The organism is Streptomyces mauvecolor (assembly GCF_039532965.1).
Classification (GTDB): domain Bacteria; phylum Actinomycetota; class Actinomycetes; order Streptomycetales; family Streptomycetaceae; genus Streptomyces; species Streptomyces violascens.
In genome coordinates, this window is record NZ_BAAASQ010000007.1 from 132,064 (window position 1) to 151,010 (window position 18,947).

Consider the following 18,947-nt stretch of genomic DNA (forward strand, 5'->3'; position numbering starts at 1 on the left):
ATCTTGTCAAGCAGCAATCCGCTGCGTGACGCCGCAGACCGACGGCTCCCGCGCATCGCGGGGCCGTCGGGCCTGGTGATCTTTGGCGTCACGGGCGATTTGTCCCGTAAAAAGTTGATGCCCGCCGTCTACGACCTCGCCAACCGGGGTCTGCTTCCGCCGGGCTTTTCGCTGATCGGCTTCGCCCGCCGCGAGTGGCAGGACGAGGACTTCGCGCAGGAGGTCCACGACGCGGTCAAGGCGCACGCCCGTACGCCGTTCCGCGAGGAGGTCTGGCAGCAGCTCATCCAGGGGATGCGCTTCGTCCAGGGCGACTTCGACGACGACGACGCCTTCGAGACGCTGAAGTCGACGATCCAGGAGCTCGACAAGGCACAGGGCACGGGCGGCAACTTCGCCTTCTACCTGTCCGTGCCGCCGAAGTTCTTCCCCAAGGTCGTCCAGCAGCTCAAGAAGCACGGGCTCGCCGACCAGAAGAACGGCTCCTGGCGCCGCGCGGTCATCGAGAAGCCCTTCGGCCACGACCTCGTCTCCGCCAAGGAGCTCAACCAGGTCGTGCACGAGGTCTTCCCGCCCAACGAGGTCTTCCGGATCGACCACTACCTGGGCAAGGAGACCGTTCAGAACATCCTGGCCCTGCGGTTCGCGAACACCATGTTCGAGCCGCTGTGGAACCGCTCCTACGTCGACCACGTGCAGATCACGATGGCCGAGGACATCGGCATCGGCGGCCGGGCCGGCTACTACGACGGCATCGGCGCGGCCCGTGACGTCATCCAGAACCACCTGCTCCAGCTGATGGCGCTGACCGCGATGGAGGAGCCCGCCTCCTTCGACGCGGACGCGCTCGCGGCCGAGAAGACCAAGGTGCTCGGCGCCGTGCGGCTGCCCAAGGACCTCGGCAAGGACACGGTGCGCGCGCAGTACGCGGCCGGGTGGCAGGGCGGCGAGAAGGCCGTCGGCTACCTCCAGGAAGACGGCATCGACCCCAAGTCGAAGACGGACACCTACGCCGCGATCAAGCTGGGGATCGACAACCGCCGCTGGGCGGGCGTCCCGTTCTACCTGCGCACCGGCAAGCGGCTCGGCCGGCGCGTCACGGAGATCGCGGTGGTCTTCCAGCGCGCCCCGCACTCCCCCTTCGACCACACCGCCACGGAGGAGCTGGGCCAGAACGCCCTGGTCATCCGGGTGCAGCCGGACGAGGGCGTGACCGTGCGGTTCGGCTCCAAGGTGCCGGGCACCTCGATGGAGGTCCGGGACGTCTCCATGGACTTCGCGTACGGCGAGTCCTTCACGGAGTCGAGCCCCGAGGCCTACGAACGCCTCATCCTGGACGTCCTGCTGGGCGACTCCAACCTCTTCCCGCGCGTGGAGGAGGTCGAGCTGTCCTGGAAGATCCTCGACCCGATCGAGCAGTACTGGGACAAGCACGGCAAGCCCGCCCAGTACCCCTCGGGGACATGGGGTCCGGACGAGGCGGACGAAATGCTCGCACGAGACGGACGGAGCTGGCGTCGGCCATGAAGATCGACCTTACGGACACCACGGCCAGCAAGATCAACAAGGCGCTGGTCCAGGGCCGCCGGGCCATCGGCACGCCCGCCGTCGGCATGGTGCTCACCCTCGTCATCGTCACCGACGAGGAGAACGCCTACGACGCCCTGCGCGCCGCGAGCGACGCCTCGCGCGAGCACCCCTCGCGCACCCTCGTCGTCATCAAGCGCGTCTCGCGCTCGCCCCGCGACCGCACGAGCTCCCGCCTGGATGCCGAGGTACGGGTCGGCGCGGACGCGGGCACCGGCGAGACGGTGATCCTCCGGCTCTACGGCGAGGTGCTCAACCACGCCCAGTCGGTGGTCCTGCCGCTGCTCCTGCCGGACGCGCCGGTCGTCGTCTGGTGGCCGGTGAACGCGCCGGTCGACCCGGCGCAGGACCCGCTGGGCGCGCTCGCCCAGCGCCGCGTGACCGACACCTATGCGGCCGAGCAGCCCATAGAGGAGCTGACCGCCCGCGCCGAGGCGTACACCCCCGGCGACACCGACCTGTCGTGGACCCGCATCACGCCGTGGCGCTCGATGCTGGCCGCCGCTCTCGACCAGATCGCCTGCAGGGTGACCTCCGTCGAGGTGGAGGGCGAGGAGTTCAACCCGAGCTGCGAACTGCTCGGCATGTGGCTCGCCGACCGGCTGAAGGTGCCGGTCAAGCGCTCCCTGTCGGCAGGCCCGGGCCTCACCGCCGTACGCATGGAGACGGACGGCGGCCCGATCGTCCTGGACCGCGCGGACGGCTCGCTGGCCACGCTGTCCGTGCAGGGCCAGCCGGACCGCGCGGTGGCGCTCAAGCGCCGCGAGACCTCCGAGCTCATCGCGGAGGAGCTGCGCCGCCTCGACCCGGACGACACCTACGCCTCCGCGCTGAAGTTCGGCGTGGACCGGCTCGGCGAGGGCGCCGAGGCCAAGGCCGTACCGGCCGCCAAGGAGGGCGCGGAGGGTTCGGACGACAAGCCGGCTTCCGCTCCCGCTGCCGCGAAGAAGGCGGCGCCGGCCAAGAAGGCAGCGGCCAAGTGAGCACGCCCCAGCTCGTCGTCCACCGCGACAAGGAGCTGATGGCGCAGGCCGCCGCGGCCCGGCTGATCACGAAGGTCGTGGACGCCCAGGCCGCCCGCGGTTCGGCATCCGTCGTCCTCACGGGCGGCCGCAACGGCAACGGGCTGCTGACGGCCCTTGCCTCGTCGCCGGCCCGGGACGCGATCGACTGGTCGCGCCTGGACCTGTGGTGGGGCGACGAGCGCTTCGTCGCCGAGGACGACCCCGAGCGGAACTACACGCAGGCGCGTGCCGCGCTGCTCGACGCGGTGCCGCTCGACCCGAAGCGGGTGCACGCGATGCCCGCCGCGGGCGGGGCGTACGGCCAGGACGCGGACGCGGCGGCGGCCGCCTACGCGGCGGAGCTCGCGGACGCCGCGGGCCCCGAGGACCACGGGCCGGTTCCGACGTTCGACGTGCTCATGCTGGGCGTCGGCCCGGACACCCATGTGGCGTCCCTGTTCCCGGAGTTGCCCGCGGTGCGGGAGACCGAGCGGACGGTCGTCGGGGTGCACGGCGCGCCGAAGCCGCCGCCCACCCGGATCTCGCTCACGCTCCCGGCGATCCGGGCGGCGCGTGAGGTCTGGCTGCTCGCGGCCGGCGAGGACAAGGCTCACGCCGCGGCGATAGCCCTGTCGGGTGCGGGCGAGGTGCAGGCCCCCGCGGCCGGCGCCTACGGCCGGGCCCGCACCCTGTGGCTCCTGGACGCGGCGGCCGCGTCCCAGCTGCCGCGGTCGCTGTACCCCCCGGCATCCCCCTGACGCCGCCCGCCTGAAGCACTCCGGCCCGGCCCGCCCCTTCGGGGGTGGACCGGGCCGGAGTGTTCTACGGGCGCCCGGAGCGCCCTCAGCCTCTCAACGGCCGCGCAGCGAGCGGTACTTGGCGACCAGGGCCTTGCTGGACTCGTCCAGGCCCGGCACGTCCGCGCCCTCGGTCAGCGCCGGCTCGACGCGCTTGGCGAGCACCTTGCCGAGCTCTACGCCCCACTGGTCGAACGAGTCGATGTTCCAGATGGCGCCCTGCACGAACACCTTGTGCTCGTACAGCGCGATCAGCTGGCCGAGGACCGAGGGGGTCAGCTCCTTGGCGAGGATCGTGGTGGTGGGGTGGTTGCCCTTGAACGTCTTGTGCGGCACGAGCTCCTCGGCCACGCCCTCCGCGCGTACCTCGTCCGGCGTCTTGCCGAAGGCCAGCGCCTGCGTCTGGGCGAAGAAGTTGGCCATCAGGAGGTCGTGCTGGGCGACCAGGCCCGGCAGGAGGTCGGCGACCGGCTCGGCGAAACCGATGAAGTCGGCCGGGATGACCTTCGTGCCCTGGTGGATCAACTGGTAGTACGCGTGCTGCCCGTTGGTGCCCGGGGTGCCCCACACGACAGGACCGGTCTGCCAGTCGACCGGGTTTCCGTCGCGGTCCACGGACTTGCCGTTGGACTCCATGTCGAGCTGCTGGAGGTACGCGGTGAACTTGGACAGGTAGTGCGAGTACGGCAGCACCGCGTGCGACTGGGCGTCGAAGAACGCCCCGTACCACACGCCCAACAGGCCGAGCAGCAACGGCACGTTGGACTCGGCGGGGGCCGTACGGAAGTGCTCGTCGACCAGGTGGAAGCCGTCCAGCATCTCGCGGAACCGGTCCGCCCCCACCGCGATCATGAGGGAGAGCCCGATGGCCGAGTCGAAGGAGTAGCGGCCGCCCACCCAGTCCCAGAACCCGAACATGTTGGCCGTGTCGATGCCGAACTCGGCGACCTTGTCGGCGTTGGTGGACAGCGCCACGAAGTGCTTGGCGACGGCGTCCTGATCGGCCTTCAGCTCGGTGAGCAGCCAGTCGCGCGCCGAGGTGGCGTTGGTGATGGTCTCGATGGTGGTGAACGTCTTGGACGCGATGATGAACAGCGTCTCGGCGGCGTCCAGGTCGCGCACGGCCTCGTGGAGGTCGGCGCCGTCCACGTTGGACACGAAACGGACCGTCAACTCCCGGTCGGTGAACGACCGCAGGACCTCGTACGCCATCGCCGGACCGAGGTCGGAGCCGCCGATGCCGATGTTGACAATGTTCTTGATGCGCCTGCCGGTGTGGCCGGTCCACTCGCCTGAGCGGATCTTCCCGGAGAACGCGGCCATCTTGTCGAGCACGTCGTGCACGTCCGGCACCACGTTCTCGCCGTCGACCTCGATCACCGCGTCGCGCGGGGCGCGCAGCGCGGTGTGCAGCACGGCGCGGTCCTCGGTCGTGTTGATCTTCTCGCCGCGGAACATGGCGTCCCGCAGCCCGGTGACATCGGCGGCCGCGGCCAGCTCGCGAAGCAGCGCGAGGGTCTCGTCGGTCACCAGGTGCTTGGAATAGTCGAGATAGAGATCGCCGACCTGCAGGGTGTATGCGGTGCCCCGGCCGGGCTCGGCGGCGAACAGCTCCCGCAGATGGGTGTCGCCCAACTGCTCCCGGTGCTTGCCCAGTGCGATCCACTCGGGCATCTGGTTGAGCCTGGTACGGCTTCCTGCGTTCATCTCCGACATCAGCCCATTCTTCTCGTACTTGCGTACCTGCCCCGCTGCCCCTCCAACCTAATTGATCAGGCCGCACGGGCAGGAATCAGCGCGGCGACGGCAGCCACGAACAAGCCGGACGCCAGCAGGGCCGGGGTGTTGAGGCCCCAGGACGCCGCCGCGGCACCGCCCACGAGCGCGCCCAGCGGGGTGCCGGCCACGGCAAGGGTGCGGAACGCCGCGCTCACCCGTCCCAGCATCGCCTCCGGCGACCGCTCCTGCATCAGCGTCGTCAGGTTGACGTTCCACACCATGCCCATCACCCCGAACAGCGCCATGGCGGCGACCGTCACCCCGAGCGCGCACACCGTGCCCATGGCCGCCAGGCAGCCGGCCTGGACCGCCCCGGCGATCAGCACGCTCCCTATCCGCCCGAGCCGTCGCGCAAGCCGCTGCGCGAGCAGCCCGCCGGCCACGCTCCCGGCCCCGTACGCCGTGATGGTCGCGGCATAGCCGCTCTGCCCGGCGCCCAGCCAGCCGGTGATGTGCAGGACCAGCGTGGCGATGAGGGCGCCCATGCCGATGTTGCACACGGTGGTGGCCGCGCACAGGCCGCGCAGCGCCCGGTCCGCCCGGAGCGTCCGCAGCCCTTCGCCTATCTCGGCCCGCAGCGTGGACCCCGCCTTCCTGGCCGCCCGCTGTGGAGCACGGGGCCGCAGCGAGGCGACGAGGGCCGCGGCGAGTACGTAGCTGGCGGCGTCCACCCCGTACGGCGCAGCGACCGAGACCGCGAGCAGCGCCGGGACCAGCGGGACCGCCAGGAAGCCCCCCGCTATCTGCTGCCCGGTCATCACCCGGGCGTTCGCGCTGCCCAGCGCGCCGCTGGGCACGAGCGAGGGCAGCAGGGCGGTGGCCGCGTTGTCGAAGAGGGTCCCCAGCGTGGTGAGCGCGAAGGCGAGCGCCATCAGCAGGCCCACGGAGGCGTGGCCGGTGCCGACGGCCACGGCGAAGGCGGCGACCAGGGCGCCCCGGACCAGGTCGACGGCCCACATGGCGCGGCGCTGGTCCACCCGGTCGGCGATCGCCCCGCCGAGCAGTCCGAAGAGCAGCCACGGCAGATAGCCGCAGGCCGAGACGAGCGCGATGAGGAAGGGATCGGTGGTGAGGGTGGTGGCGAGCAGAGGCAGCGCGGCGGTGCGCAAGGAATCACCGAAACGGCTGACGACGGCCGCCGTCCACAGCCTGCCGAAGCCCCCGCGCCAGGCCGGTTTCGTCGGCGACGCGCCCTCCACGGCCTGCGCTGCTGCCACAACTCCCCCTCGTGATCGGCTGCTTCACAAGGTAGAGGGCACCACTGACAATGGCCGCCGGCCTGCGCTGTCATCCGTCGGGGCGGGCCCGCACGGGCCCGGATGCACCGAAGGGCCCTCCGGATGAACCGAGTTCACCCTGTGGGCCCTTCAACTGTCAGATCTCGCCCCGGAGCTTGGCGAGCGCCTCGGCGAGGATCGCCTCGCCGTCCGCGTCGCTGCGCCGTTCCCGTACGTACGCCAGGTGCGTCTTGTACGGCTCGGTGCGCGGCGGGTCCGGCGGGTTGTCCCGGTCCTGTCCTGCGGGGAATCCGCAGCGCGGGCAGTCCCACGTCTCCGGAACCTGTGCGTCACTGGCGAAGCTCGGCTGCGTCTCGTGCCCGTTCGAGCACCAGAAGGAGATGCGGAGGCGCGGCGCGGACTCGCCGCGCTCAGCCTCCCCCATCGGCCCCGCTCCGACCCGGCTTCCCCGGATCGCGTTGCCACTTGCCACGGTCGTAACTCCCTGCGTGATGGTGCTCGAAGATGCCCCAGTCTACGTAAGGCCCAACGCGCGTCCAGTGATTGGAGTTACACCCCACCCCCGAAACGCCGAACGACGACGGCTTACTTGAGCTTCATCAGCAGACCAAGTACGACAATGCACGCGAACCAGCACAGACCGATCACGATGGTGATGCGGTCGAGGTTGCGCTCGGCGACCGAGGAGCCGCCGACGGAGGACTGCATGCCACCGCCGAACATGTCGGAGAGGCCGCCACCCTTTCCCTTGTGCATCAGCACCAGCAGCATCAGCAGCAGGCTGAAGACGATCAGGGCAATCGAGAACCCGACAATCACGGCTGGACCAACTTCCTAGGACTGATATGGCGACGGGGGCCGGGGGGACATTCCACAATCCCTGTCCCGGCCCCCGCAAGGGTACGACGGATCCGCGCTACCGCATACTTACTGGTCGCGGAAGCGGACGATCTTGACGAACTCGTCGGCGTCCAGTGCGGCACCGCCGACCAGGGCACCGTCCACGTCGGGCTGGGCCATGATCGCGGCGACGTTCCCGGACTTCACCGAGCCGCCGTACTGGATGCGCACCTTGTCGGCGAGCTCCTGCGAGTACAGCTCGGCCAGGCGCCCGCGGATCGCTCCGCACACTTCCTGGGCGTCCTCGGGGGTGGCGACCTCGCCGGTGCCGATCGCCCACACGGGCTCGTACGCGATCACGATGGACTCGGCCTGCTCGGCCGGGATGTCCTTGAGGCCGCCGTCGAGCTGCGCCAGCGTGTACGGGACCTGCTGGCCGGCCTTGCGGATGTCCAGGCCCTCGCCGATGCAGAGGATCGGGGTCAGGCCGTGCTTGTAGGCGGCCTTGACCTTGGCGTTGCAGATCTCGTCGGTCTCGGCGTGGTACTGACGGCGCTCGGAGTGGCCCACGGCGACGTAGGTGCACTTCAGCTTGGACAGCATCGGGCCCGAGATCTCGCCGGTGTAGGCACCGGAGTCCTGCGCCGAGATGTCCTGGGCGCCGTACTTGATCTTGAGCTTGTCGCCGTCGACGAGGGTCTGCACGGAGCGCAGGTCGACGAAGGGAGGCAGGACGGCGACCTCGACGGCCTCGTAGTCCTTGTCGGCGAGCGCGAAGGCGAGCTTCTGGACGTGCGCGATGGCCTCGAGGTGGTTGAGGTTCATCTTCCAGTTGCCCGCCATCAGCGGGGTACGGGTGCTCACAGGTATTCAGTCCTCCAGTGCGGCGAGGCCGGGAAGCGTCTTGCCCTCGAGGTATTCGAGGCTCGCGCCGCCACCGGTCGAGATGTGGCCGAACTTCGACTCGTCGAAGCCCAGGTTGCGGACGGCCGCGGCGGAGTCGCCGCCGCCGACCACGGTGAAGCCCTTGCTGTCGAGCAGGGCCTGCGCGATGGCGGTGGTGCCACCGGCGTAGTCGGGGTGCTCGGCGACGCCGACCGGGCCGTTCCAGAAGACGGTCTCGGCGTCGGTGATCTTCGAGGCGAACAGCTCACGGGACTTGGGGCCGATGTCCAGGCCCTCCTTGTCCGCGGGGATCCGGTCCGCGTCGACGGTCTCGAAGTCGGCCGGTGCCTTGGTCTTCAGGTCGGGGAAGTCCTTGGAGACCAGGATGTCGACGGGCAGCACGAGCTCGACGCCGTTCTTCTCGGCGCGCTTCATGTACTCCAGGACGACCGGGATCTGGTCCTCCTGAAGGAGGGAGATGCCGACCTCGTACCCCTTGGCCTTCAGGAAGGTGTACGCCATGCCGCCGCCGATGAGCAGGCGGTCGGCCTTGCCGAGCAGCTCGTCGATGACGGCGAGCTTGTCGGAGACCTTGGCGCCGCCGAGGACGACGGTGTAGGGGCGCTTCACGTCCTCGGTGAGCTTCTTGAGGACGCCGACCTCGGTGGCGATGAGGTAGCCGGCGTAGTGCGGCAGGCGCGCCGGGAGGTCGAAGACGGAGGCGTGCTTACGGTGCACGGCTCCGAAGCCGTCGCCGACGTACACATCCGCGAGGGCGGCCAGCTGGTCCGCGAACTCGCCGCGCTCGGTGTCGTCCTTGGCCGTCTCACCGGCGTTGAAACGCAGGTTCTCGATGACCGCGACCTGGCCGGGCTGGAGCCCGTTGACCGCGTCGTGGGCGGCGGGGCCCACGGTGTCCTGGGCGAACGCGACCGGGGCGCCGAGCAGTTCGGCGAGCCGCTCGGCGGCGGGAAGGAGCGAGAACTGCGGGTCCGGGGCGCCCTTGGGGCGGCCCAGGTGCGAGGCCACGACGACCTTGGCGTCGGCGGCGACGAGCGCCTTGATGGTGGGCAGCACGGCGCGGATGCGGCCGTCGTCGGTGATGAGGCCTTCTGCCAGCGGCACGTTGAGGTCGGCGCGGACGAATACCCGCTTGCCGGCGACCCCTTCGGCGAGAAGTTCGTCGATCGTCTTCATAAAGGGTGACTCCTTGGGAGGTACGTGACGGACGGTCTGGACAGGCGACAGGGCCCGTACAGCGCGTCATTGCGCTGCCCGAGCCCTGTAGCTCACATCAGGTGCCTACCGGACCGAGGTCAGAGCTGGCCGCCGACGAAGACGGTCAGGTCGACGAGGCGGTTGGAGTAGCCCCACTCGTTGTCGTACCAGCCCAGGATCTTCACCGACTTGCCGTCCTGGACCATGGTCAGGGAGGAGTCGAAGGTGCAGGAAGCCGGGTCGCTCACGATGTCCGAGGACACGATCGGGTCCTCGGTGTAGAACAGGATGCCCTTGAGGTCGCCGTCGTCGGCGGCCTTCTTGAACGCGGCGTTGACCTCGTCCTTGGTGACCTCGCGCTGCAGCTCCACGACGAGGTCGGTGGCCGAACCCGTCGGGACCGGCACGCGCATCGCGATGCCGTCGAGCTTGCCCTTGAGCTGCGGCAGGACCAGAGCGGTGGCCTTGGCGGCACCGGTCGTGGTCGGGATGATGTTCTCGGCGGCGGCGCGGGCGCGGCGCAGGTCCGAGTGCGGGAAGTCCAGGATGCGCTGGTCGTTGGTGTACGCGTGGACCGTCGTCATCAGGCCCTTGACGATGCCGAAGTTCTCGTCGAGAACCTTGGCCATCGGCGCCACACAGTTGGTGGTGCAGGAGGCGTTGGAGATGACGTGGTGGTTCGCCGGCTCGTACTTGTCCTGGTTGACGCCCATCACGATGGTGATGTCCTCGTCCTTGGCCGGAGCCGAGATGAGGACCTTCTTGGCGCCGCCCGCGATGTGCTTCTCGGCGTCGGCCTTCTTGGTGAAGATGCCGGTCGACTCGATGACGATGTCGACGCCCAGCTGACCCCAGGGGATGTCGGCCGGGTTGCGCTCGGAGAGAACCTTGATGGTGTGGCCGTCGACCGTGATGGTGTCGGCGGTGTGCGTGACCTCGGCCTTGAGACGACCCAGAATGGTGTCGTACTTCAGCAGGTGCGCAGTGGTCGCGGTGTCACCGAGGTCGTTGACAGCCACGATCTCGATGTCAGCACCCTGCTCAAGGAGCGCGCGGAAGTAGTTGCGCCCGATGCGGCCAAAGCCGTTGATGCCTACGCGGATCGTCACGAACCGATCTCCTCGTTAGGTACGCCGGGTTTCTCGACGCCGGCGAGTTGTATGGGATGTCCCCGACCGGTTACGACCCTACCTCCCCGGGGCGGCCCTGGTGACATCGAGCGCGCCCGGATGGTTCCGATATGCCGCCCGGGCAGGCCCGAGGCCCGTACCTACCTGCGGGTACGGACCTCAAGGGACCTTCGGCCCCACTACGCGGCGTCAGCGGTGCAGTGCGCTGAGCGCCGTGCCCATGACCTGCTTGCGGTCGGCGGCCGTGGGCACGTTCTCCAGTCCGAAGCCGAGGAGGACGGTGTTGCGGGTGGTGACGGCGGCCGAGGAGTGGAACAGCGCCTGGGACCGGGCCCAGTCGCCGCTGTTCCCGGGGCTCCCGGCCGGCGGTCCCGGCACGCTCCAGGGGCCGAGCGAGGTCTCGAAGCCCTCGGCGCCCTGGGCGGTGCCGCCGACGACGAGGCGGGTGTCGTCGACGAACGCGCCGAGACCTCCGGTGCCCGGGTCGGAGACATAGGAGACGGCGACCTCGACCTGCTTGCCCGCGTACGCGCTGAGGTCGACGGCGACCTGCTGCCAGCCGTTGGAGGAGCCGGTGAAGCGGTTCCAGGCGCCGCTGGTGCCGCTCGCCGTGCAGGCGGGCGAGCCGAGCGTGAGGTAGTGCGCGAGGAAGGGGTGCTCCTTGAGCAGGAAGCCCTGGTCGCACTGGCTGGGCACGCTGGTGGTGCTGCCCCCGTTGGCGTCCGGCAGGGTCGTCCAGTCGTCCTGTCCGACCGTGTGGGCCTCGACGATCACCTGGTCGTAGCCGGGCTCGGTGTCGTAGCTGAGCTGGAAGTCCAGGCTCGGCCTGACACTGGCCGTCGTGCCCGTCAGGTCGACGGTGCGGGCGAGCCGCATGTAGGAGTTGTCCCGGTGCTTGGCCGCGGCGAACCAGGAGCCCTCGGCGGGCTCGAACGGGCTGCGGACCCCGGGGTAGTCACCGGCGGCTTCGCTCGTGAACTGCGGGAACTGGCTCGGCTTCAGGGTGTCGGAGGTCACCGTGTACGCACCGGCCGCGGTCAGCGGGCTGCCGGGGGCGGCGGCCAGTGAGGCCTTGGCCCCGGCGAGCCGTCCGGTGCCGGCGAAGGCGGGCGGGGACTTGAGGCCGGCCTTGTTGTAGGCGCCGAGGTAGTACTGCGAGAAGTCGTCGGACAGGGCACCACCGCCCAAGTCGACGCTGCCGCCCGCTTGTTCACCCGCGTTGACCAGCTTGCCGCCCTCGTTGACGAAGTCGCGTACGGCGAACATCGTGGCGGCCGCCGGCTGGGCGGCGCCGGTGTACCAGACGACGTTCTTGAAGTGGCCGAGCACGCCGAGCGCGCTCGGGGTGCCCTGGGTGGCGACGTCCCAGACCGCGGCCTTCTTGCCGTTGTCGGCGAGCGCCTTGGTGTAGAGCGCGGCGTTCTTGGCCGGGGCGGTGCCGCCCTCGTCGGCGAGCACCAGGGTGTCCGCCTTGGGCCGGTCGGCCACGGTGTACGTGAAGGGCGTGCTGGCCGTCCGCCTGCCCGCGGCGGTCCGGCCCGTGAACCACACCTCTACCTTGTCACCGGCGTCCGCGTCCTCGACCTTGGCGCGGTACTGGTCGAAGCGGAGGTTGTCGTGCCCGCCGTAGACCTGGCCGCCCTTCCAGGGCTCCAGCTCCTCGGTGTGCGTACGGCCGCCGTTGATGCGGTAGTTGAGGGTCTTGTCGCGCACCGACTTGCGTGCGGTGACGGCGACTTCCTGGTCGTCGTCACGGGTGTACGAGGTGGCGAAGGCGTCCGGCGTGAAGTCGGGGGCCTCGATGCCGACCGAGGAGGAGGGCTGGTCGGGGTGGGCGGCGGTCTCGGCGACCGAGAGCGCGAAGGGGATGTTCTTCTGGAACTCGCCCTGGATCAGCTTCTCGCTGTCGGGGAAGTTGAAGTCGGAGGGGCAGTCGGCCGCGTTCCACTCGTCGTTGGGGTCGACATTGGATGCGGTCGTGCAGGTCGACATCTCGGGGGTGAACATCATCGTGCCGTTGACGTTCGCCGCGTGGCCGTCGGCCTCGCCGTTGGTGGTGTAGAGCGCGGAGGAGACCTCGGAGAGGTAGCCGGGGATGGCCGGCTTGTCGGGGGTGCCCGCGAGCGACTTGTAGATGACGTCGTCCGGGGTCGGCGTGGCGACCTGCCAGCCGACTCCGTAAAGCAGCAGTTCGGCCGCGGAGTGGTAGTTGATGGCGTAGTTGAAGTGGACCCGCTTCTCGAAGGAGTCGAGCGCCTTGGTCTCGGGTTCGCTGCCCGCGCTCGGGCCGCGGTAGGTCTCGTTCGCCGGATCGGGGGACGAACCCTCGTTGTCGTAGCCCCACTTGTAGGGGAAGTTGCGGTTGGGGTCGACGCCGTCGCCGGGCGTGATCTTGCCGTCGCCGTTGTTGTCGCGGAGGTTCTTGCGCCACAGCCGGTTGCCGGGGGTGAACGTGAAGTCGTAGCCGTCCGGGTTGGCGGAGATCACGAACCACAGCTCGGTGGAGTCCACGATCTTGGTGATCCGCGGGTCCTTGCCGTAGTTGTCGAGGTAGTAGTGCATCAGCCGCCGGGTCATCTCGGGGGTGATCCACTCGCGGGCGTGCTGGTTGGACATGTACAGCGTGGCGGGCTTGGAGCCGTCCCTGGACTTGTTGGCGCCCTTGGTGAGCTTCACGGCGAGGATGTCCTGGCCGTCGACGGTCTTGCCGATCGACTCGACCTTGGTGAGGGACGGGTTGGCCTTGCCGGTGTCGAGAATCTCCTGCTTCAGCCCGTTCGGGCCGCTGTACGGGCGGAAGACGCCGTCGCCCGCGGCCTTGAGGCGGCTCTGGGCCTGGGCGGAGACCTTGTGTTCAGTGAGCTTCACGCCCTTGCCGCTCAGCGCCGCGGCCTGGGTCTTGGTGAGGTACAGCTCGACTCCGGCCGAGCCCTTGGCGGGCAGCTGGGCGCCCAGCTCCTGGGCGTCGGCACCGGCCTCCAGGAGCAGCGGCAGCTGTGCGCGGCTGACCTGGGCGTTCCAGACGACGATGCCCTCGCCGTCCGCTCCGCTCTGACGGGCCTGGGCGACGGGTGCCGCCACCAGTCCGGCCGTCAGCAGTGATGCAGCGGCGAGGATCGCTCTCGCTCTGCGTCTCATGAGCCCCCCTTGCAGTTGTCTGCCACGAAAGTGGACAGACGCCAGGCTCATGACTCTCCATGATCATGTCAATACCGTGGTGCTGCGCACCGGTACGGGCCGAAACGGAACCGGCGCCCACCAAATGGGCGCCGGGACAAGCGAGTTGAGCAACGGGCGGGATCAGCCGACCAGGCCGTCCGCCATCTCCTCGCTCAGGTTGGACTCGGTCCCGGGGATCCCCAGGTCCTGGGCCCGCTTGTCGGCCATCGCGAGCAGGCGGCGGATCCGGCCCGCGACCGCGTCCTTGGTCAGCGGCGGATCGGCGAGCGCGCCCAGCTCCTCCAGGGAGGCCTGCTTGTGCTCCATGCGCAGCCGGCCGGCCGCCGCGAGGTGCTCGGGGACCTCCTCGCCGAGGATCTCCAGGGCGCGCTGGACGCGGGCCCCGGCGGCGACGGCCGCGCGGGCCGAGCGGCGCAGGTTGGCGTCGTCGAAGTTGGCCAGGCGGTTGGCGGTGGCGCGGACCTCGCGGCGCATCCGCCGCTCCTCCCAGGCCAGCACCGACTCGTGCGCGCCGAGGCGGGTGAGCAGGGCGCCGATGGCGTCGCCGTCGCGGACGACCACCCGGTCCACGCCGCGCACCTCGCGGGCCTTGGCCGCGATCTGGAGCCGCCGGGCGGCGCCGACCAGGGCGAGGGCCGCCTCCGGGCCCGGGCAGGTGACCTCCAGGGACGAGGAGCGGCCCGGCTCGGTCAGCGAGCCGTGTGCCAGGAACGCGCCGCGCCAGGCGGCCTCGGCGTCACAGGTGGCCCCCGAGACCACCTGGGGCGGCAGGCCGCGGATGGGACGGCCGCGGCCGTCGACGAGCCCGGTCTGGCGGGCCAGCTGGTCGCCGCCCGCCACGACCCGTACGACGAAGCGCGAGCCTCTGCGCAGGCCGCCCGGAGCCATCACGATCAGCTCGGAGCTGTGCCCGAAGATCTCCAGAATGTCCCGCTTGAGCCGGCGTGCCGCCATCGCGGTGTCCAGCTCCGCCTCGATCACAATGCGGCCGCTCACCAGGTGCAGCCCGCCCGCGAACCGAAGAATCGCCGAGACCTCCGCCTTCCTGCAGCAGGTCCGGGTGACGGGCAGCCGGGAAATTTCGTCCTTCACCGCCGGCGTCATCGCCATGGGCCGATCCTTCCATGCATCCGGAAAATACGGTCGTACGCGGCGGCCAACAGCTCCGGATCGTGCTTCGGAGAACCATCGGGCCTGGCCACGGGCGCCAGCTCGACCTCGGCTCCGAGCCGTTTGGCGGCATCGGTCAGGCTCCCCCGGTCGGGCACGGCGGCCTCGTCGGCCAGCACCACGTCGAAGGCGAGTTTAGGGGCGTGTCGTCCCAAAACCTCCAAATGACGCTGCGGAGAGAAGCCATCGGTTTCACCCGGTTGTGGCGCGAGGTTCAGCGAGAGGACCTTGCGGGCCTTGGTCTCGGTGAGCGCGTCGAGCAGTTCGGGCACCATCAGATGCGGGATGACGGAGGAGAACCAGGAGCCCGGCCCGAGCACCACCCAGTCCGCGTCGAGCACCGCGGCGACCGCTTCGGGGACGGCCGGCGGGTCGTGCGGGACGAGCTGCACGGAGAGCACCTCGCCGGGCGTGAGCGCCACCGTGGCCTGGCCGCGCACGGTGTCCACGTCGTCGGGACGCTCCGGATCGTGACCCCGTACGAGGGCCTCCAGCTCCAGCGGGACGGCCGACATCGGCAGGACCCGGCCCTGGGCGCCGAGCAGCTTGCCGACCAGGTCGAGCGCCTGCACGTGGTCGCCGAGCTGCTCCCACAGGGCGACGATCAGGAGGTTGCCCACCGCGTGCTCGTGCAGGTCGCCCTTGGACTGGAAGCGGTGCTGGATGACGCGGGACCAGGTCTGGCCCCAGTCGTCGTCGCCGCACAGGGCCGCGAGGGCCTTGCGCAGGTCACCCGGCGGGAGCACGCCCAGCTCGTCGCGGAGGCGGCCGCTGGAGCCGCCGTCGTCGGCGACGGTGACGACGGCCGTCAGGTCGCCGGTGATGCGGCGCAGCGCGGCGAGCGAGGCGGACAGGCCCATGCCGCCGCCGAGTGCGACGACCTTGGGCTGGGCGCCCCGCTTGCGGCCGGTGCGCAGCACCGGTCCGGCGGTGCGCCGGCGGTACACCTTCACTCGCGCCCCATGTCCCGGTGGACGACGACGGTCTCGATCCCCTCGGAGGCCAGGCGCGCGGCGAGCTTCTCGGACATGGCGACCGAGCGGTGCTTGCCCCCGGTGCAGCCCACCGCGATCGTCACGTACCGCTTGCCCTCGCGGCGGTAGCCCGTCGCGATCAGCTGGAGCAGCTCGCTGTACTGGTCGAGGAACTCCTTGGCGCCGGGCTGGTTGAAGACGTAGCCCGACACCTCCTCGTTCAGACCGGTGAACGGACGCAGCTCGGGCACCCAGTGCGGGTTGGGCAGGAAGCGGCAGTCGACCACGAGGTCGGCGTCGACCGGCAGGCCGTACTTGTAGCCGAACGACATGACGGTGGCGCGCAGCTCCGGCTCCTCGTCGCCGGCGAACTGGGCGTCCATCTTGGCGCGCAGCTCGTGGACGTTGAGGCTGGAGGTGTCGATCACCAGGTCCGCGTCGCCGCGCAGCTCACGCAGCAGGTCGCGCTCGGCGGCGATGCCGTCGACGATCCGGCCGTCGCCCTGCAGCGGGTGCGGGCGGCGCACCGACTCGAAACGGCGCACCAGGGCGTCGTCGGAGGACTCCAGGAAAACGATCCGCCGGGTGACCTCCTTGGCGTCGAGGTCGGCGAGCGACTCGCGGAGGTTGTCGAAGAACCTCCGGCCGCGCACGTCGACGACGACCGCGATGCGCGCCACGTTGCCCTGGGAGCGGGCGCCGAGCTCCACCATGGTGGGGATCAGCGCGGGCGGCAGGTTGTCGACGACGAACCAGCCGAGGTCCTCCAGGCACTTGGCGGCGGTGCTGCGCCCGGCGCCGGACATACCGGAGATGATCACCAGCTCGGGGATGGGCGCATCGGCCCCGCCGGCCTCGATCGTCGTGCCCGTACTCACGTGTACTCCCGCTTCTCGGTCTTCTTCGTGCTGCTCGGTCATGTCGTGCTGCCCCCGTCGTCCTCTTCAATGATCTCTCCTGTCGCCGTGTTCACGGCGGGCGCGGCCGGGGCCGCTTCGGCGAGGGCCGCGGCCAGGGTCTCGGCCGTCTTGCGGCCTATGCCGGGGACCTCGCAGATCTCGTCGATTGTCGCCGACCGGAGCTTCTTCACCGAGCCGAAATGCTTGATCAGAGCCTGCTTGCGGGTGTCGCCGAGGCCGGGCACGGCATCCAGCGGGCCCGCCTTGAAGCGCTTCGTCCGTTTGGCCCTCTGATAGGTGATGGCAAACCGGTGAGCCTCGTCACGCACCCGCTGGAGGAGGTAGAGCCCCTCACTGGAACGCGGCAGCACCACCGGGTCGTCCTCCTCGGGCACCCAGACCTCTTCGAGCCGCTTGGCCAGGCCGCACACCGCGATGTCGTCGATGCCCAGCTCGTCGAGGGCCCGCTTGGCTGCGGCGACCTGCGGCTGCCCGCCGTCGACGACGAGCAGCTGCGGCGGGTAGGCGAACCGCTTGGGCCGCCCGTCCTCCTCCTGGAGCGCGGACACCTCGCCGGACACCGCGGCCGGCAGCCCGCCGGGCTCCGCGCCGATCACCTCGGCGCCCTCCTGGCTCTCCTCCTCGACCCACTCCCCCGTGCGCACCTTCTCGGCCAGGTAGCGCCGGAAGCGGCGGCTGATCACCTCGTGCATGGACCGGACGTCGTCCTGGCCCTCGAAGCTCTTGATCTGGAAGCGCCGGTACTCGCTCTTGCGGGCCAGACCGTCCTCGAAGACCACCATGGACGCGACGACGTCGTCGCCCTGGAGGTGCGAGATGTCGAAGCACTCGATGCGCAGCGGCGCGCTGTCCAGGTCCAGGGCCGCGGCGATCTCCTCCAGGGCCCGCGAGCGGGTCGTCAGGTCGGAGGCGCGCTTGGTCTTGTGCAGCGCGAGGGCCTGCTGGGCGTTGCGCGCGACCGTCACCATCAGGGCCTTCTTGTCGCCGCGCTGCGGGATGCGCAGCGAGACGTTCGAGCCGCGCCGACTCGCGAGCCAGCCGCTCACCGCCTCCGCGTCCTCGGGGAGCGCCGGGACCAGGACCTCCTTCGGTACGGAGTCGCCGGTCTCCTCGCCGTACAGCTGCTGGAGCGCGTGCTCGACCAGGCCCGCGGTGTCGACGGCCTCCACCTTGTCGGTGACCCAGCCGCGCTGGCCGCGGACCCGGCCACCGCGCACGTGGAAGATCTGGACGGCCGCCTCCAGCTCGTCCTCGGCGACCGCGATGAGGTCGGCGTCGGTGGCGTCGTTGAAGACGATCGCGTTCTTCTCCAGGGCCTTCCTGAGCGCCTCTACGTCGTCGCGGAGGCGGGCAGCCCGCTCGTACTCCATGTCCTCGGCCGCGGCCATCATCTGCTGCTCGATGCGGCGCAGGTACGTCCCCGTACGGCCGGCCATGAAGTCGCAGAAGTCCTCGGCCAGTTCGCGGTGTTCGTCGGGGGTGACGCGGCCGACGCAGGGGGCCGCGCACTTGCCGATGTAGCCGAGCAGACAGGGCCGGCCGATCTGGGCCGAGCGCTTGAACACGCCCGCCGAGCAGGTGCGTACGGGGAAGACGCGGAGCATCAGGTCGACGGTCTCGCGGATCGCCCACGCGTGCCCGTACGGACCGAAGTAGCGCACGCCCTTCTTCTTGGCGCCGCGCATGACCTGGACCCGCGGGAACTCCTCGTTCATCGTCACCGCGAGGTACGGATAGCTCTTGTCGTCGCGGTACTTGACGTTGAAGCGGGGGTCGAACTCCTTGATCCAGGAGTATTCGAGCTGCAGCGCCTCCACTTCGGTGGCGACGACGGTCCACTCCACGGAGGCGGCCGTGGTGACCATCGTGGCCGTGCGCGGGTGCAGACTCGTCAACGGCTGGAAGTAGTTGGCGAGGCGCTGGCGCAGGGACTTCGCCTTCCCGACGTAGATCACCCGGCGGTGTTCGTCGCGGAATTTGTAGACCCCCGGCGAGTCGGGGATCTGTCCCGGCTTGGGGCGGTAGCTGGAGGGGTCTGCCATGCCCACCACCCTACTGGCGGGGGCTGACAACCCGGCGTCCCCGGGGCGTCCCCCCGCCGAACGCCGGGGCTCGCCCCGACCCTGTGCGAGCCGGCACCAGTCCCGGCAGGGGCGTGGGGCTGCGGCACGGTGCGACTTCGCCGCGATGGGGGTCCCCCTGTTCGAGCGAAGCCGAGAACTTGG

Annotated in this window: 15 protein-coding genes; 3 read left to right on the forward strand and 12 right to left on the reverse strand. The window is 70.2% G+C overall.

Translation table 11 applies throughout. The annotated features are described in order from the left end of the window. Positions 1-3 precede the first annotated feature (3 nt). The 3 genes from zwf to pgl are packed head-to-tail and all read left to right on the forward strand — an operon-like array spanning position 4 to position 3,349. A complete protein-coding gene (gene zwf, locus ABD346_RS07445) occupies positions 4-1,527 on the forward strand; it encodes a glucose-6-phosphate dehydrogenase (RefSeq protein WP_344373212.1) in 1,524 nt (507 codons plus the stop codon). After that, on the forward strand, positions 1,524-2,570 hold the full coding sequence (opcA, locus tag ABD346_RS07450; RefSeq protein ID WP_344373215.1) for a glucose-6-phosphate dehydrogenase assembly protein OpcA: 1,047 nt from the start codon (positions 1,524-1,526) through the stop codon (positions 2,568-2,570). Before zwf ends, opcA begins: the two co-directional genes overlap by 4 nt. Beyond that, positions 2,567-3,349, forward strand: a complete 783-nt coding sequence (gene pgl, locus ABD346_RS07455; RefSeq protein WP_344373218.1) for a 6-phosphogluconolactonase — start codon at positions 2,567-2,569, stop codon at positions 3,347-3,349. The genes opcA and pgl overlap by 4 nt, the downstream gene beginning before the upstream one ends. A 93-nt stretch (positions 3,350-3,442) precedes the next feature. On the opposite strand, the gene pgi is transcribed toward pgl, so the two are convergent. The 12 genes from pgi to uvrC form a co-directional block, all read right to left on the reverse strand. Then, on the reverse strand, positions 3,443-5,095 hold the full coding sequence (gene pgi, locus ABD346_RS07460; RefSeq protein ID WP_344373330.1) for a glucose-6-phosphate isomerase: 1,653 nt from the start codon (positions 5,093-5,095) through the stop codon (positions 3,443-3,445). Positions 5,096-5,160: 65 nt separating this feature from the next. Continuing rightward, entirely contained in the window at positions 5,161-6,384 is a 1,224-nt protein-coding gene (locus tag ABD346_RS07465) for an MFS transporter (protein WP_344373220.1), read from the reverse strand. 157 nt (positions 6,385-6,541) lie between these two features. Continuing rightward, the gene (locus tag ABD346_RS07470; RefSeq protein WP_003976875.1) at positions 6,542-6,877 is read right to left on the reverse strand and encodes an RNA polymerase-binding protein RbpA; all 336 of its coding nucleotides are present in this window, start codon (positions 6,875-6,877) and stop codon (positions 6,542-6,544) included. Positions 6,878-6,990: 113 nt separating this feature from the next. Then, complete coding sequence (secG, locus tag ABD346_RS07475; RefSeq protein WP_344373222.1) at positions 6,991-7,224, reverse strand: preprotein translocase subunit SecG; 234 nt, start codon at positions 7,222-7,224, stop codon at positions 6,991-6,993. A 108-nt stretch (positions 7,225-7,332) separates the two neighbouring features. After that, positions 7,333-8,109, reverse strand: coding sequence for a triose-phosphate isomerase (gene tpiA, locus ABD346_RS07480; RefSeq protein ID WP_344373224.1), 777 nt, complete (start codon positions 8,107-8,109; stop codon positions 7,333-7,335). 6 nt (positions 8,110-8,115) lie between these two features. After that, positions 8,116-9,327, reverse strand: a complete 1,212-nt coding sequence (locus ABD346_RS07485) for a phosphoglycerate kinase (RefSeq protein WP_344373225.1) — start codon at positions 9,325-9,327, stop codon at positions 8,116-8,118. 119 nt (positions 9,328-9,446) lie between these two features. Then, positions 9,447-10,457, reverse strand: coding sequence for a type I glyceraldehyde-3-phosphate dehydrogenase (gap, locus tag ABD346_RS07490; RefSeq protein WP_189961248.1), 1,011 nt, complete (start codon positions 10,455-10,457; stop codon positions 9,447-9,449). Between the two features lie 210 nt (positions 10,458-10,667). Next, positions 10,668-13,616 (reverse strand): M14 family metallopeptidase, encoded by a 2,949-nt coding sequence (locus tag ABD346_RS07495; protein WP_344373228.1) that lies wholly within the window; start codon positions 13,614-13,616, stop codon positions 10,668-10,670. Positions 13,617-13,778: 162 nt separating this feature from the next. After that, positions 13,779-14,768 carry a DNA-binding protein WhiA gene (gene whiA / locus ABD346_RS07500; RefSeq protein WP_053729332.1) on the reverse strand — a complete coding sequence of 330 codons (990 nt, stop codon included), beginning with the start codon at positions 14,766-14,768 and terminating at the stop codon, positions 13,779-13,781. Continuing rightward, the gene (locus tag ABD346_RS07505) at positions 14,759-15,781 is read right to left on the reverse strand and encodes a gluconeogenesis factor YvcK family protein (protein WP_053729331.1); all 1,023 of its coding nucleotides are present in this window, start codon (positions 15,779-15,781) and stop codon (positions 14,759-14,761) included. The genes whiA and ABD346_RS07505 overlap by 10 nt, the downstream gene beginning before the upstream one ends. After that, the gene (gene rapZ, locus ABD346_RS07510) at positions 15,778-16,722 is read right to left on the reverse strand and encodes an RNase adapter RapZ (protein WP_053729330.1); all 945 of its coding nucleotides are present in this window, start codon (positions 16,720-16,722) and stop codon (positions 15,778-15,780) included. The genes ABD346_RS07505 and rapZ overlap by 4 nt, the downstream gene beginning before the upstream one ends. Further along, the gene (uvrC, locus tag ABD346_RS07515) at positions 16,719-18,764 is read right to left on the reverse strand and encodes an excinuclease ABC subunit UvrC (RefSeq protein WP_344373230.1); all 2,046 of its coding nucleotides are present in this window, start codon (positions 18,762-18,764) and stop codon (positions 16,719-16,721) included. Before uvrC ends, rapZ begins: the two co-directional genes overlap by 4 nt. Positions 18,765-18,947 lie beyond the last annotated feature (183 nt).

Excerpts from the sequence above, each read along its gene's own strand:
- whiA (WP_053729332.1), bottom strand. The coding sequence starts at position 14,768 with ATGGCGATGACGCCGGCGGTGAAGGACGAAATTTCCCGGCTGCCCGTC.
- rapZ (WP_053729330.1), bottom strand. The coding sequence starts at position 16,722 with ATGACCGAGCAGCACGAAGAAGACCGAGAAGCGGGAGTACACGTGAGT.
- ABD346_RS07485 (WP_344373225.1), bottom strand. The coding sequence starts at position 9,327 with ATGAAGACGATCGACGAACTTCTCGCCGAAGGGGTCGCCGGCAAGCGG.
- ABD346_RS07495 (WP_344373228.1), bottom strand. The coding sequence starts at position 13,616 with ATGAGACGCAGAGCGAGAGCGATCCTCGCCGCTGCATCACTGCTGACG.
- pgi (WP_344373330.1), bottom strand. The coding sequence starts at position 5,095 with ATGAACGCAGGAAGCCGTACCAGGCTCAACCAGATGCCCGAGTGGATC.
- uvrC (WP_344373230.1), bottom strand. The coding sequence starts at position 18,764 with ATGGCAGACCCCTCCAGCTACCGCCCCAAGCCGGGACAGATCCCCGAC.
- opcA (WP_344373215.1), top strand. The coding sequence starts at position 1,524 with ATGAAGATCGACCTTACGGACACCACGGCCAGCAAGATCAACAAGGCG.